Here is a 13,954-nt window from a genome sequence, read left to right on the forward strand (position 1 = left end):
AGGCCTGCCGGACAGGCAGGCCAGGAGGATCACGGCTGGTAAATACCTACGCCAGAGTCGTTGACCTTGCGGGTGCGAGAGATAACGGATTCCGGAGTCTGTGCAATTCGCAGACCCATTTCATCCTCAGTGCGTACCACCTTCCCGCGCAGCGAGTTCGTGAGCACTTCGACAATCTCGACGTCCACAAACTTACCGATCATGTCCGGGGTGCCTTCAAAATTCACCACGCGGTTATTTTCGGTTCGACCAGACAGTTCCATGATGCTCTTACGGGAGGTGCCTTCCACCAGAATACGCTGGACAGTGCCGAGCATGCGACGACTCCAGGCGTTGGCCTGCTGGTTGATACGCTCCTGTAGAATATACAGACGCTGCTTTTTCTCTTCTTCCGGTACATCATCAACCATATCGGCCGCAGGGGTGCCCGGGCGCGCAGAGAAGATAAAGCTGTAGCTGACGTCGAAATTCACCTCGCCGATGAGCTTCATGGTGCGCTCGAAGTCATCAGCGGTTTCGCCAGGGAAGCCGACGATAAAGTCGGAGCTAATCTGGATATCCGGGCGCGCTTCACGCAGCTTGCGGATGGTGGACTTATACTCCAGCACCGTATGTGGACGACCCATCAGGTTCAGCACGCGGTCAGAGCCGCACTGGATAGGCAGGTGCAGGAAGCTCACCAGCTCTGGCGTATCGCGATAGACGTCAATAATGTCGTCGGTAAATTCCATCGGATGGCTGGTGGTAAAACGAATGCGGTCGATGCCGTCAATCGCCGCCACCAGACGCAGCAGTTCAGCAAAGCTGCCGGTGGTACCGTCGTAGTTTTCCCCGCGCCAGGCGTTCACGTTCTGCCCCAGCAGGTTCACTTCGCGAACGCCCTGCGCGGCAAGCTGCGCGATTTCAAACAGGATATCGTCTGCCGGGCGGCTCACTTCTTCACCGCGGGTGTAAGGCACCACGCAGTAAGTACAGTATTTGTTGCAGCCTTCCATGATGGAGACGAAGGCGGTCGGGCCATCAGCGCGCGGCTCTGGCAGACGGTCAAATTTCTCGATCTCCGGGAAGCTCACGTCAACCACCGGGCTACGGCTGCCGCGAACCTGATTAATCATTTCTGGCAGGCGGTGCAGGGTCTGAGGGCCAAAAACGATATCCACATAGGGGGCTCTCTGGCGGATCAGCTTACCTTCCTGCGATGCGACGCAGCCACCCACGCCAATGATCAGGTCCGGATTTTTCCGTTTGAGAAGCTTCCAGCGGCCTAACACATGAAAGACTTTTTCCTGTGCTTTTTCACGAATTGAACAGGTGTTCAGCAGCAGCACATCGGCTTCTTTCGCATTTTCAGTCAGCTGGTATCCGTGGGTGGTATCCAGCAGATCGGCCATCTTCGATGAATCGTATTCGTTCATCTGACAGCCCCAGGTTTTTATATGGAGTTTTTTAGTCATCGACTTGCTCAGCTCAGGATTGCAAGCCGCGTATTGTAATGCTTTGGTGCGGTTGTGACCAGTATGAAGGTTGTCAACCTCAGGGCCGCAAAAATCCGGTAAACTTAAGGTATTCTTCAATAAGGAATAGTGACCATGACACTCCTGAACACCGAAGTTGCCGTTGTTGGCGGCGGTATGGTCGGCGGCGCACTGGCGCTGGGGCTGGCGCAGCAGGGATTTGACGTAACCGTTATTGAACAGGCGGCTCCGCCGGCATTCGATCCTGCCAGCCAACCGGACGTACGTATTTCCGCCATCAGCGCGGCCTCTGTTGATCTGCTTCGCGGGCTGGGCGTCTGGGAGGCGGTGCTGGCGATGCGCGCGCATCCTTACAGCCGTCTCGAAACCTGGGAGTGGGAAAATGCTCACGTGTCGTTTGATGCCGCCGAGCTGAAACTGCCGCGCCTGGGCTATATGGTGGAAAACAACGTGCTCCAGCAGGCACTCTGGCAGGCGCTGGAGGCGCACCCGAAGGTGACGCTGCGCGTGCCGGACTCGCTGAAAGGCCTGCATCGTCATGAGGGCGGGTATCTCCTGACGCTGGACAACGACGATGAGCTGGCCGTGAAGCTGGTGGTGGGGGCGGATGGCGCGAACTCGCAGGTCAGGCAGATGGCAGGCATTGGGATCCATGCCTGGCAGTACCAGCAGTCCTGCATGCTGATCACCGTTCAGTCAGAAAACGCGCCGGGCGAAAGCACCTGGCAGCATTTTACGCCGAACGGCCCGCATGCATTCTTACCGCTGTTTGATAACTGGGCTTCGCTGGTGTGGTACGACAAACCGGCGCGCATTCGACAGTTGCAGGGGCTGTCCATGGATCAGTTGCAGCGCGAAATCCGCCAGCACTTCCCGAGCCGTCTGGGCAACGTGACCCCGGTTGCCGCCGGCGCATTCCCGCTGATGCGACGCCATGCGTTGCAGTATGCCCGTGAAGGACTGGTGCTTGTGGGGGACGCGGCGCACACCATTCATCCGCTGGCGGGGCAGGGGGTGAATCTGGGATACCGTGACGTCGATGCGTTACTGGATGTGCTGGGTAACGCTCGCGCCCACGCGGAAGCCTGGGCCAGCCATCAGGTTCTGAAGCGCTACCAGACGCGCCGTATGGCGGATAACTTCATTATGCAGTCGGGGATGGATCTGTTCTATGCCGGGTTCAGCAATGATGTTGGTCCGGTGCGTATAGTGCGCAATATTGGATTGATGGCAGCGGAACGTGCCGGTGGTCTGAAGCGTCAGGCCCTGAAGTACGCCCTCGGACTCTGATCTTTATTCCCTCTCCCCGTGGGAGAGGGTTAGGGGGAAGGCATCAGGCCGCACTATTCTAAACAACAAAAACAAAAAAGCCCGCAGAGCGGGCTTGTTTGTTTAAAGTGGCTGGGGTGCAGGGATTCGAACCCCGGAATGCTGGTATCAGAAACCAGAGCCTTACCGCTTGGCGACACCCCAATTGCGTTAAACAAACTGCTTAACGACTTAAAGTGGCTGGGGTACGAGGATTCGAACCTCGGAATGCCGGAATCAGAATCCGGTGCCTTACCGCTTGGCGATACCCCAACAATGTTCAGTTTACCGAATCGTATTCGATAACGTAAATATGGTGGCTACGACGGGATTCGAACCTGTGACCCCATCATTATGAGTGATGTGCTCTAACCAACTGAGCTACGTAGCCAGTACTGCAATCTTCGATGGCTGGGGTACCTGGATTCGAACCAGGGAATGCCGGTATCAAAAACCGGTGCCTTACCGCTTGGCGATACCCCAATACCGCGGAGAACCGCATGATCGAAGAAATATGGCTGGGGTACCTGGATTCGAACCAGGGAATGCCGGTATCAAAAACCGGTGCCTTACCGCTTGGCGATACCCCATCCGTGCAACGCTTACCTGGGAATGGTGCGGGAGGCGAGACTTGAACTCGCACACCTTGCGGCGCCAGAACCTAAATCTGGTGCGTCTACCAATTTCGCCACTCCCGCAAAAAAGATGGTGGCTACGACGGGATTCGAACCTGTGACCCCATCATTATGAGTGATGTGCTCTAACCAACTGAGCTACGTAGCCATCTTTTTTTCGCGTTACCTTATCGGCGTTGCGGGGCGCATTATGCGTATAGACCCTTGCAGCGTCAACACCTTTTTCAATGAAAATAGCCGGAATGTGACTGTTTGGTTAGGTTGCGAACAGCGAGGCCGAATATTCGACAATTATTGGTTATTAATCGATTTTATGCCGGGAAAAGAGAGACAAAAAAATCAGGCCCCGGAGGGCCTGATTATAGTCTGGACATTATTTATAAGCAGACTGGTGAACGCCCACCGCGCGTCCTGACGGATCGTTCATCGCTTTGAAGGATTCATCCCATTCAATGGCTTTAGCAGAAGAGCAGGCGACCGAAGGACCACCCGGTACGCACTCGGCTGCGCTTGGAACCGGGAACAGCTCCTCAAAGATCTCACGGTACAAATACGCCTCTTTCGAGGCTGGCGTGTTGTACGGGAAACGGAAGCTCGCAGTTTCCAGTTGTTGATCAGAAACCTGTTTCGCCGCCACCTCTTTCAGGGTGTCGATCCAGCTGTAGCCTACGCCATCGGAGAACTGCTCTTTCTGACGCCACGCCACGCTCGCCGGCAGGTAGGATTCAAAACATTCACGCAGGATATGTTTCTCCATTTTGCCGTTGCCGCACATTTTGTCCTGTGGGTTGATGCGCATCGCCACATCGAGGAATTTCTTATCGAGGAACGGCACGCGGGCTTCCACACCCCAGGCGGACATCGCTTTGTTGGCGCGCGCGCAGTCAAACATGTGCAGCGCCTGTAGCTTACGCACCGTTTCTTCATGCAGCTCTTTGGCGTTTGGCGCTTTGTGGAAATAGAGGTAACCGCCAAACACTTCGTCAGAACCCTCGCCGGAGAGCACCATCTTGATGCCCATCGCTTTGATCTTCCGCGACATCAAATACATCGGCGTGGAGGCGCGAATGGTGGTCACATCATAGGTTTCAATGTGATAGATCACATCGCGGATCGCATCCAGACCTTCCTGTACGGTGAAGTGAATTTCATGGTGCACCGTGCCAAGATGGTTCGCCACTTCCTGGGCGGCTTTCAGGTCAGGTGCCCCTTCCAGACCCACGGCAAAGGAGTGCAGTTGTGGCCACCAGGCTTCAGAGCGCTCCTGATCTTCCACGCGACGTGCGGCGAATTTCTTGGTGATCGCGGAGATCACGGAGGAGTCCAGACCGCCGGAGAGCAGTACACCGTAGGGGACATCTGACATCAGGTGGCTTTTCACTGACTCTTCCAGCGCCTGACGCAGTTCCGCTTTGTCCGTCACGTTGTCTTTCACCGCTTCATAATCAAACCAGTCGCGCTGGTAGTACGGGCGGATCTCGCCGTCCTGGCTCCACAGGTAGCTACCTGCCGGGAACTCTTTGATGGTGCGGCATACCGGTACCAGGGCTTTCATCTCTGAGGCAACGTAGAAGTTACCGTGTTCATCGTGTCCCATGTACAGCGGGATAATACCAATATGGTCGCGGCCAATCAGGTAAGCGTCTTTTTCGCTGTCGTACAGGGCGAAGGCGAACATACCTTGCAGGTCGTCGAGGAACTCCGGGCCTTTCTCCTGATACAGCGCCAGGATCACTTCGCAGTCTGAGCCGGTCTGAAACGCGTAGCGATCGCCGTACTCAGCGCGCAGCGCCTGATGGTTGTAAATTTCACCGTTAACAGCCAGCGCGTGCGTTTTTTTCTCGTTATACAGCGGCTGTGCGCCAGCGTTGACATCAACAATGGAGAGACGTTCGTGAGCCAGAATCGCTTTATCGCTGGCGTAAACGCCTGACCAGTCCGGACCGCGATGGCGCATCAGGCGGGACAATTCGAGTGCTTTTTTACGCAGTTCGCCCGCGTCAGTTTTAATATCCAGTACGCCAAAAATAGAACACATAACCTTCTCCGTTAACCCTGTTGCGTTGTGATGTTGCTTGCTTATGAAAATGCCGCAAAAAGGGGAGGGGGCGCAAGCGTTTTACCGATGAAAACGTAAAAAGTGCAATGGCAATTGCCGAATCTTAAAAAAAAGTGTATGCCTTAAGCAATTATATTGATGATTTCTCAATGAAGAGCTGATTTCGTTAGATGAAGTGATGTTTTAAGACAGCAGAAATGAAAAACCACGCCCTGAGGCGTGGTTCTGAATCAAATAACGTCGATTTCGTCGACAGAGGGGTAAATCCAGCTTGGCCGGAACGGCATCGTATCAATGTCATCAAGCTGTGAAACGCCAGAAAGCACCAGGATGGTTTCAAGCCCCGCCTGGAAGCCAGCAAGAATATCGGTACGCAGGTTGTCGCCCACAATGACGGTTTCTTCTGAGTGTGCCTGCATCGTATTCAGTGCGGCGCGGATAATCCACGGGCTCGGTTTACCGACAACAAACGGCTTACGGCCCGAGATTTTTTCGATACCGGCACACAGCGCACCGCAGGCGGGATAAAAACCGCGACCGTGCGTGTCCGGGTTGGTGGCGATAAAACGCGCACCGTTGGCGACAAAGTAGGCTGCCTTATGCATCATCTCCCAGTTAAAGGAGCGCGTTTCGCCCACGATGACAAAGTCCGGGTTCACGTCGGTGATGGTGAAGCCCGCTTTATACAGCTCGTGGATCAGCGCACCTTCGCCAACGACATAGGCTTTTTTGCCTTCCTGACGCTTCAGGAAATCCGCGGTCGCCATCGCAGAGGTATAAAACACGCTGTCCGGGACGTTGACGCCCGCAGTAGCAAAGCGGTTTGCCAGATCCTGACCAGTCTGTGAAGGGTAGTTCGTGAGAAGAACCAGTGGCATTCCTTTGTCGATGATGCGGTGAAGAAACTCCGCAGCACCCGGCACGGCAACGTTGTCGTGCATCAGCACGCCGTCGATATCACAAATTACATTCTTAATGGTCATGGACAATCCGACATCAAAAAAAGAAGGCGTTACTATAAGATCCGATCAGGATTCCAGCAAATGTTGCAGCAGGATCCCGTTCAGCATGGCACGTTTTACCAGGGCGAATGCGCCAATTGCCGAGCGGTGATCGAGCGTAGATCGCACCACCGGCAAATTCTGGCGAAATGCCTTCAGCGCCTGGGTATTGATGCAGCCTTCAATGGCGGGCAGTAACACTTTTTCGGCTTCAACGATCTCGCCGGCAATCACCACCTTTTGCGGATTAAACAGGTTGATGGCAATGGCGATGGTCTTACCCAGGTGGCGTCCTACCTGTTCGATCACTTCGCAAGCCAGCGCATCGCCTTTGTTTGCCGCTTTGCAGATGGTGCCGATCTTACAATCGTCCAGCGTGACGCGGCTCTGGTAACCCTGCTCCAGCAGATGGCGAACGCGATGTTCAATGGCGGCGTTGGCGGCAACGGTTTCAAGACAGCCAAAATTACCGCAGTGGCAACGCTCGCCAAGCGGTTCCACCTGGATATGACCAATCTCGCCTACGTTACCGTTACGACCAATAAAAATGCGGCCATTCGAGATGATGCCCGCACCTGTACCACGGTGAACGCGCACCAGAATAGAGTCTTCGCAGTCCTGGCTCGCACCAAAGTAGTGCTCCGCCAGCGCCAGCGAGCGAATATCGTGACCAACAAAGCAGGTCAGCTTGAAGCGCTTTTCCAGCGCCTCAACCAGCCCCCAGTTCTCTACCTTAATATGCGGCATGTAGCGAATAACGCCGCTTTCCGGGTCAACCAGGCCGGGCAAAATCACCGAGATGGCGATGAGTTCACGGATCTTGCGCTGACAGCTTTCGATAAACTGCGCAATGGTATTCAGTAACGCATGTTCAAGCGTCTCCTGCGTGCGCTCAGGAAGGGGGTAATGCTCTTCGGCAATGGCCTTGCTGCTCAGGTCGTAGAGCGTAAGAGTGGTGTCATGACGTCCTAAGCGAACGCCAATGGCCTGAAAATTGCGGGTTTCCGTGACGATGGAAATCGCGCGGCGGCCCCCGGTGGAGGCCTGCTGATCGACTTCTTTGATCAGGCCGCGCTCAATAAGCTGACGTGTAATTTTTGTCACGCTGGCGGGAGCAAGCTGGCTTTGTTCGGCTATCTGAATGCGTGAGATTGGCCCGTGCTGGTCAATCAGGCGATAAACTGCCGCGCTGTTAAGTTGTTTAACGAGATCGACATTACCGATTTGAGCTTGTCCGCCTGGTGTCATACTTTTACTTACTCAGTGACGACCTCGTTACCATTAACGATGGTCTTAATAATTTTATAATCGTGTGTGAACGCCGTCAGGTTTGCAACCATACCTGGCGCAATACCACCGAGCTGTTTATCGACGCCAATGGCGCGCGCCGGATAAAGCGTGGCCATGCGCAGCACTTCCTCAAGCGCGATGCCGCAATGTTCAACGAGGTTACGTACCCCTTCGATCATCGTCAGAGAAGAACCGCTCAGCGTGCCGTTCTCATCCACACACAGTCCATTCCGGTAGTATATTGTTTTACCAGCAAAAATGAACTGGTCAATATTCGCTCCTGCCGGAGCGGTAGCATCCGTCACCAGGCAGAGCTTGTCGCCTTTCAGGCGTTTGGCGTTGCGGATGTTGGTGTAATCGACATGCAAGCCGTCGGCGATAATGCCGCAGTAGACGTCTGGTTCATCCAGAATTGCGCCAACCAGTCCCGGTTCGCGGCCAGTAATATAGGGCATCGCGTTATAAAGGTGTGTGGCAAATGTAATGCCTGCGCGGAAACCGGCCTTCGCCTCTTTCAGCGTCGCGTTCGAATGGCCCGCAGATACCACAATCCCGGCGGCGGCCAGTTTGCTGATAACGTCCGTGCCGGTCATTTCCGGGGCCAGCGTCACTTTGGTGATCACATCGGCATTGGCGCACATGTAATCCACCAGCTCGGCATCCGGTTTGCGCACGTAGTTTGGGTTATGGGTGCCTTTCTTGACCATATTCAGCCAGGGCCCTTCCAGGTGCAGCCCCAGCGCCTGATTCGGATGTTTTGCCAGGTATTCGCGCATGACGCGGATACCCTGTTTCATCAGGTCATCGCTGCTGGTGATCAGCGTTGGCAGATAGCTGGTGCAGCCCGATTTCTCGTTGGCTTTCTGCATGATTTCCAGCGTTTCAACCGTCACCGCCTCTGCGGTATCGTTAAACTGGACACCGCCGCAGCCGTTAAGCTGTACGTCGATGAAACCGGGGGAGATTACAGCTCCATTGAGTGAACGCTGTTCGATCTCCGGCGGCAGTTCCGCCAGCGGGCAAACACGTTCAATCAGGCCATTGGCGATTACAATCGCATGGTCATCCAGAATTTCATGGCCGGTATAAATCCGACCGTGAGTTAAAGCGTACATATCGACCCCCGGTTAAAAAAAGCGACCGCCCCGGATAAAAGAGGCGGTTATTCAATTACAGACCTTTGATGTTCTCAGCTTCCAGCTCGTTGAAGTATTTCAGCGTTTTCACTTTCAGCTCCATGGTGGACGGTTCGTCACACACGACAACCGCTTTTGGATGCAGCTGTAAGCAGCTGATCGTCCACATATGGTTCACGTTGCCTTCAACGGCAGCCTGAAGCGCTTGCGCTTTCACCGCGCCCAGCACCAGAATCATCACTTCTTCGGCATCCAGCAGCGTGCCCACGCCCACGGTCAGCGCGTATTTAGGCACCTGATTGACGTCGCCGTCAAAGAAGCGGGAGTTAGCCACGCGCGTATCATGGGTCAGCGTTTTAATACGGGTACGGGAAGCCAGTGAAGATGCCGGTTCGTTGAACGCGATATGACCATCGTTGCCTACGCCGCCCATAAACAGGTGGATTTTACCGTAGGAACGGATTTTTTCTTCATACTGACGGCATTCTGCGTCAATATCAGGCGCGTTTCCATTCAGCAGGTTAATGTTTTCAGCCGGAATATCAACGTGATCGAAGAAATTACGGTGCATAAAGCTGTGGTAACTTTCCGGATGTTCCTTTGGCAGGCCGACATATTCGTCCATGTTGAAGGTCACAACGTGTTTAAAGCTAACCTGGCCCGCTTTGTGCATTTCAACCAGAGCTTTATAAGCGGTCAGGGGCGTGCCGCCGGTTGGAAGACCGAGAACGAAAGGACGATCGGCTGTTGGTTTGAACGCGTTGATGCGATTAACGATATGACGAGCAGCCCATTTTCCGACTTGTTCAGCTGTTGCCAGGGGAATCAGTCTCATTATTCACCTCTAAAGTTTAAGTAAAAGTGGGCGGATGATTAGTGCAACCTGAACTAAGCGTAACCTGGAACCTTTCAGGCCGGATCAATCCGTCTTGATTTTTTGAATGATAAAATAAGTTTTCGTCGTTAGCCAGTGACAGGGAGGGTTTAATACGATATTTGGTGACAATAATCACAAAAAATAGGTGTTTAATTTGCGATACGAATTAATTTTTCACACACTCACACTGCCAGTGAATCATCAACTGTATCTATCGTTCGTGACACAATAAAAACATAGTTTATGCGCGAGTCTTAACAAAGGGTCTCGTAGGGGGAATAGGATGAATATTTTAGGTTTTTTCCAGCGCCTCGGTAGGGCTTTGCAGCTCCCTATCGCCGTGCTACCGGTTGCAGCGTTGCTGCTGCGATTCGGGCAACCCGATCTTCTTAACGTGCCGTTTATTGCCCAGGCAGGCGGCGCAATTTTTGACAACCTGGCGCTGATTTTCGCCATCGGTGTGGCGTCAAGCTGGTCAAAAGACAGCGCGGGTGCCGCGGCACTGGCAGGGGCTGTCGGTTACTTCATCCTCACGAAAGCGATGGTAACCATCAATCCTGAAATCAACATGGGTGTGCTGGCAGGTATCATTACTGGCCTGGTGGGTGGCGCCGTGTACAACCGTTGGGCAGGTATCAAACTTCCTGACTTCCTGAGCTTCTTCGGCGGTAAACGTTTTGTGCCGATTGCGACGGGCTTTTTCTGTCTGATCCTCGCCGCCATCTTTGGCTACGTTTGGCCACCGGTGCAGCATGCTATCCATGCGGGTGGCGAGTGGATCGTGTCTGCGGGCGCAATGGGTGCGGGCATCTTCGGTTTCATTAACCGTCTGCTGATCCCAACCGGTCTGCATCAGGTACTGAACACCATCGCCTGGTTCCAGATTGGTGAGTTCACCAACGCGGCCGGCGCGGTATTCCACGGTGATATCAACCGCTTCTACGCAGGCGACGGCACCGCGGGCATGTTCATGTCTGGCTTCTTCCCAATCATGATGTTTGGTCTGCCTGGCGCGGCGCTGGCAATGTACCTGGCTGCGCCGAAAGCGCGTCGCCCAATGGTTGGCGGGATGCTGCTGTCCGTTGCGATCACCGCCTTCCTGACCGGCGTGACCGAGCCACTGGAATTCCTGTTCATGTTCCTGGCTCCGCTGCTGTATCTGATGCATGCGATCCTGACCGGTATCAGCCTGTTCGTCGCCACCCTTCTGGGTATCCATGCTGGCTTCTCCTTCTCCGCAGGTGCCATCGACTATGTGTTGATGTACAACCTGCCGGCGGCAAGCAGCAACGTCTGGATCCTGATGGTGATGGGCCTGATCTTCTTCGTTATCTACTTCGTTCTGTTCAGCGCGGTTATTCGTATGTTTAACCTGAAGACGCCTGGTCGCGAAGATACGAAAGATGATGTTGTGACCAGTGAAGCCAACAGCAATACCGAAGAGGGTTTAACCCAGCTGGCAACCAGCTACATTGCCGCTGTGGGTGGCACCGACAACCTGAAAGCGATCGATGCCTGTATTACCCGTCTGCGTCTGACCGTAGGCGACTCCGCGCGCGTGAGCGATGCAATGTGCAAACGCCTGGGTGCGTCTGGTGTGGTGAAACTGAACAAACAAACCATCCAGGTTATCGTGGGTGCGAAGGCCGAATCTATCGGCGATGAAATGAAAAAAGTGGTTGCCCGTGGGCCGGTCGCTGCCGCCTCAACGGATAACGCACCGGTGGCTGACGCGCCGGTTGCAAAACCGCAGGCTGTGCCAAACGCGGTGACCATCGCTGCGCTGGTTTCTCCGGTGACAGGTGACGTTGTTGCGCTTGAACAGGTGCCTGACGAAGCGTTCGCCAGCAAAGCGGTCGGTGACGGCGTGGCGGTAAAACCAACGGACAAAACCGTGGTCTCTCCGGCTGCCGGTACTATCGTGAAAATCTTCAACACCAACCATGCGTTCTGCCTGGAAACGGAAAAAGGCGCGGAGATCGTTGTCCATATGGGTATCGATACCGTTGCGCTGAACGGCCAGGGCTTTACTCGCCTGGTGGAAGAGGGTGCTGAAGTGGCGGCAGGCCAGCCGATTCTGGAAATGGATCTGGACTTCCTGAATGCTAACGCGCGCTCCATGATAAGCCCGGTCGTGTGCAGCAACATCGACGACTTCAGCGGTCTGGTGATCCAGGCGCAGGGGCAGGTAGTTGCAGGCCAGACGCCACTGTATGAGATTAAAGGCAAGTAATCGCTCCTGAGTAGAGTTATGCCTTTAGCGGCGGGGGATATCCTCCGCCGCTTTTTTTTGCAGCAATTGCCCCCATTATTTTCTTCCGGGACGTTTTAAGGGTTGTCACTACGTCCGGCTTATAAGATCATATGCCGTTATACGTTGTTTACGCTTTGAGGAATCCACGATGAGTGAGGCAGAAGCCCGCCCGAGTAACTTTATTCGTCAGATCATCGATGAAGATCTGGCCAGTGGTAAGCACACCACAGTCCACACGCGTTTCCCGCCGGAGCCAAATGGCTACCTGCACATTGGTCACGCCAAATCGATCTGCCTGAACTTTGGTATTGCGCAAGATTACCAGGGGCAGTGCAACCTGCGTTTCGATGACACCAACCCAGTAAAAGAAGACATCGAATACGTTGAGTCGATAAAAAACGACGTGCAATGGCTGGGCTTCAACTGGTCTGGCGATATCTGCTACTCCTCAGACTATTTCGATCAGCTGTATGCCTACGCGGTTGAACTGATTAACAAAGGTCTGGCATACGTCGACGAATTGTCAGCTGACGAAATCCGTGAATACCGCGGTACGCTGACTCAGCCTGGTAAAAACAGCCCGTTCCGCGATCGTAGCGTGGAAGAGAACCTGGCGCTGTTTGAAAAAATGCGTGCCGGTGGCTTCGAAGAAGGTAAAGCGTGTCTGCGTGCCAAAATCGATATGGCGTCTCCGTTCATCGTGATGCGCGATCCGGTGCTGTACCGCATTAAGTTCGCTGAACACCACCAGACCGGTAACAAGTGGTGCATCTACCCGATGTACGACTTCACCCACTGCATCAGCGATGCGCTGGAAGGCATTACGCACTCTCTGTGCACGCTGGAATTCCAGGACAACCGTCGTCTGTACGACTGGGTGCTGGATAACATCACCATTCCTGTGCATCCGCGTCAGTACGAGTTCTCTCGTCTGAACCTGGAATACACCGTGATGTCCAAGCGTAAGCTGAACCTGCTGGTCACCGACAAGCACGTTGAAGGCTGGGACGACCCGCGTATGCCGACCATCTCTGGCCTGCGTCGTCGTGGCTACACCTCGGCGTCCATTCGTGAGTTCTGCAAACGTATTGGCGTCACCAAGCAGGACAACACCATCGAAATGGCGTCTCTGGAATCCTGCATTCGTGAAGACCTGAACGAAAACGCGCCGCGCGCGATGGCAGTGATCGATCCAGTGAAACTGGTTATCGAAAACTATCCGCAGGGCGGAAGCGAACAGGTCTCGATGCCTAACCATCCGAACAAACCGGAAATGGGCACCCGCGACGTGCCGTTCAGCGGTGAAATCTGGATCGATCGCGCCGACTTCCGCGAAGAAGCGAACAAGCAGTACAAGCGTCTGGTGCTGGGCAAAGAAGTGCGTCTGCGTAACGCCTATGTGATCAAAGCAGAGCGAGTAGAGAAAGATGCGGAAGGTAACATCACGACCATCTTCTGTACGTACGACGCAGAGACGCTGAGTAAAGATCCGGCGGATGGTCGTAAAGTAAAAGGTGTAATCCACTGGGTGAGCGCGCAGCATGCGCTGCCGGTTGAGATCCGTCTCTACGATCGTCTGTTCAGCGTGCCTAATCCAGGCGCTGCGGAGGACTTCCTGGCGGTCATTAACCCTGAGTCTCTGATTATCAAGCAGGGGTATGCCGAGCCGTCTCTGAAAGCCGCTGAAGCCGGTAAAGCGTTCCAGTTTGAACGTGAGGGTTACTTCTGCCTGGACAGCCGTTACAGCACGGCAGAAAAACCGGTATTTAACCGTACCGTCGGTCTGCGTGATACCTGGACTAAGATCGGCGAATAATAACGCTGCTCTGGTCAATGAGAAACAAACGCCGCGTAATGCGGCGTTTTTTTATTTAACGATCATGTCGTTAAGCATCGGGATAATCATTTAAACCCAACAT

The 13,954-nt window shown here is 54.2% G+C and carries 9 protein-coding genes and 7 tRNA genes; 3 read left to right on the forward strand and 13 right to left on the reverse strand.

Going from position 1 to position 13,954, the window contains the following annotated elements:
• Positions 1-29: 29 nt before the first annotated feature.
• The gene (gene miaB / locus RY075_RS06640; RefSeq protein WP_003858672.1) at positions 30-1,454 is read right to left on the reverse strand and encodes a tRNA (N6-isopentenyl adenosine(37)-C2)-methylthiotransferase MiaB; all 1,425 of its coding nucleotides are present in this window, start codon (positions 1,452-1,454) and stop codon (positions 30-32) included.
• A gap of 135 nt (positions 1,455-1,589) precedes the next feature.
• On the opposite strand from miaB, the gene ubiF reads away from it, so the two are divergent.
• The gene (gene ubiF, locus RY075_RS06645; protein WP_003858670.1) at positions 1,590-2,765 is read left to right on the forward strand and encodes a 3-demethoxyubiquinol 3-hydroxylase; all 1,176 of its coding nucleotides are present in this window, start codon (positions 1,590-1,592) and stop codon (positions 2,763-2,765) included.
• A 108-nt stretch (positions 2,766-2,873) separates the two neighbouring features.
• Here the strand turns inward: ubiF and RY075_RS06650 are convergent.
• The 12 genes from RY075_RS06650 to nagB all read right to left on the reverse strand — a co-directional run bounded on the left by RY075_RS06650 (position 2,874) and on the right by nagB (position 9,739).
• A tRNA-Gln gene (locus RY075_RS06650) sits at positions 2,874-2,948 on the reverse strand.
• A gap of 33 nt (positions 2,949-2,981) precedes the next feature.
• Positions 2,982-3,056: transfer RNA gene (locus RY075_RS06655), tRNA-Gln, on the reverse strand.
• A gap of 41 nt (positions 3,057-3,097) precedes the next feature.
• Positions 3,098-3,174, reverse strand: a tRNA-Met gene (locus RY075_RS06660).
• Positions 3,175-3,191: 17 nt separating this feature from the next.
• Positions 3,192-3,266 (reverse strand) — tRNA-Gln (locus RY075_RS06665).
• 32 nt (positions 3,267-3,298) lie between these two features.
• Positions 3,299-3,373 (reverse strand) — tRNA-Gln (locus tag RY075_RS06670).
• A gap of 23 nt (positions 3,374-3,396) precedes the next feature.
• Positions 3,397-3,481: transfer RNA gene (locus RY075_RS06675), tRNA-Leu, on the reverse strand.
• Between the two features lie 8 nt (positions 3,482-3,489).
• Positions 3,490-3,566, reverse strand: a tRNA-Met gene (locus RY075_RS06680).
• Positions 3,567-3,791: 225 nt separating this feature from the next.
• Entirely contained in the window at positions 3,792-5,456 is a 1,665-nt protein-coding gene (asnB, locus tag RY075_RS06685; RefSeq protein ID WP_003858669.1) for an asparagine synthase B, read from the reverse strand.
• Between the two features lie 251 nt (positions 5,457-5,707).
• Positions 5,708-6,460, reverse strand: a complete 753-nt coding sequence (nagD, locus tag RY075_RS06690; protein WP_003858667.1) for a ribonucleotide monophosphatase NagD — start codon at positions 6,458-6,460, stop codon at positions 5,708-5,710.
• A 45-nt stretch (positions 6,461-6,505) separates the two neighbouring features.
• Entirely contained in the window at positions 6,506-7,726 is a 1,221-nt protein-coding gene (locus tag RY075_RS06695) for an N-acetylglucosamine repressor (protein ID WP_003858665.1), read from the reverse strand.
• An 8-nt stretch (positions 7,727-7,734) separates the two neighbouring features.
• On the reverse strand, positions 7,735-8,883 hold the full coding sequence (nagA, locus tag RY075_RS06700; protein WP_003858664.1) for an N-acetylglucosamine-6-phosphate deacetylase: 1,149 nt from the start codon (positions 8,881-8,883) through the stop codon (positions 7,735-7,737).
• Positions 8,884-8,938: 55 nt separating this feature from the next.
• Positions 8,939-9,739, reverse strand: coding sequence for a glucosamine-6-phosphate deaminase (nagB, locus tag RY075_RS06705; RefSeq protein ID WP_003858663.1), 801 nt, complete (start codon positions 9,737-9,739; stop codon positions 8,939-8,941).
• 325 nt (positions 9,740-10,064) lie between these two features.
• Between nagB and nagE the strand changes: the two genes are divergently transcribed.
• Both nagE and glnS read left to right on the forward strand, forming a co-directional pair.
• Positions 10,065-12,014 carry a PTS N-acetyl glucosamine transporter subunit IIABC gene (nagE, locus tag RY075_RS06710; RefSeq protein WP_003858662.1) on the forward strand — a complete coding sequence of 650 codons (1,950 nt, stop codon included), beginning with the start codon at positions 10,065-10,067 and terminating at the stop codon, positions 12,012-12,014.
• Positions 12,015-12,183: 169 nt separating this feature from the next.
• Positions 12,184-13,851 carry a glutamine--tRNA ligase gene (gene glnS / locus RY075_RS06715; RefSeq protein ID WP_023315634.1) on the forward strand — a complete coding sequence of 556 codons (1,668 nt, stop codon included), beginning with the start codon at positions 12,184-12,186 and terminating at the stop codon, positions 13,849-13,851.
• The last annotated feature ends 103 nt before the right edge of the window (positions 13,852-13,954 follow it).

Source organism: Enterobacter sp. JJBC, assembly GCF_036936505.1.
Taxonomy (GTDB): domain Bacteria; phylum Pseudomonadota; class Gammaproteobacteria; order Enterobacterales; family Enterobacteriaceae; genus Enterobacter; species Enterobacter hormaechei_C.

Bases quoted from the DNA above. Each gene is read 5' to 3' on its own strand.
- miaB (WP_003858672.1), bottom strand. From the start codon at position 1,454: ATGACTAAAAAACTCCATATAAAAACCTGGGGCTGTCAGATGAACGAA.
- ubiF (WP_003858670.1), top strand. From the start codon at position 1,590: ATGACACTCCTGAACACCGAAGTTGCCGTTGTTGGCGGCGGTATGGTC.
- asnB (WP_003858669.1), bottom strand. From the start codon at position 5,456: ATGTGTTCTATTTTTGGCGTACTGGATATTAAAACTGACGCGGGCGAA.
- nagD (WP_003858667.1), bottom strand. From the start codon at position 6,460: ATGACCATTAAGAATGTAATTTGTGATATCGACGGCGTGCTGATGCAC.
- RY075_RS06695 (WP_003858665.1), bottom strand. From the start codon at position 7,726: ATGACACCAGGCGGACAAGCTCAAATCGGTAATGTCGATCTCGTTAAA.
- nagA (WP_003858664.1), bottom strand. From the start codon at position 8,883: ATGTACGCTTTAACTCACGGTCGGATTTATACCGGCCATGAAATTCTG.
- nagB (WP_003858663.1), bottom strand. From the start codon at position 9,739: ATGAGACTGATTCCCCTGGCAACAGCTGAACAAGTCGGAAAATGGGCT.
- nagE (WP_003858662.1), top strand. From the start codon at position 10,065: ATGAATATTTTAGGTTTTTTCCAGCGCCTCGGTAGGGCTTTGCAGCTC.
- glnS (WP_023315634.1), top strand. From the start codon at position 12,184: ATGAGTGAGGCAGAAGCCCGCCCGAGTAACTTTATTCGTCAGATCATC.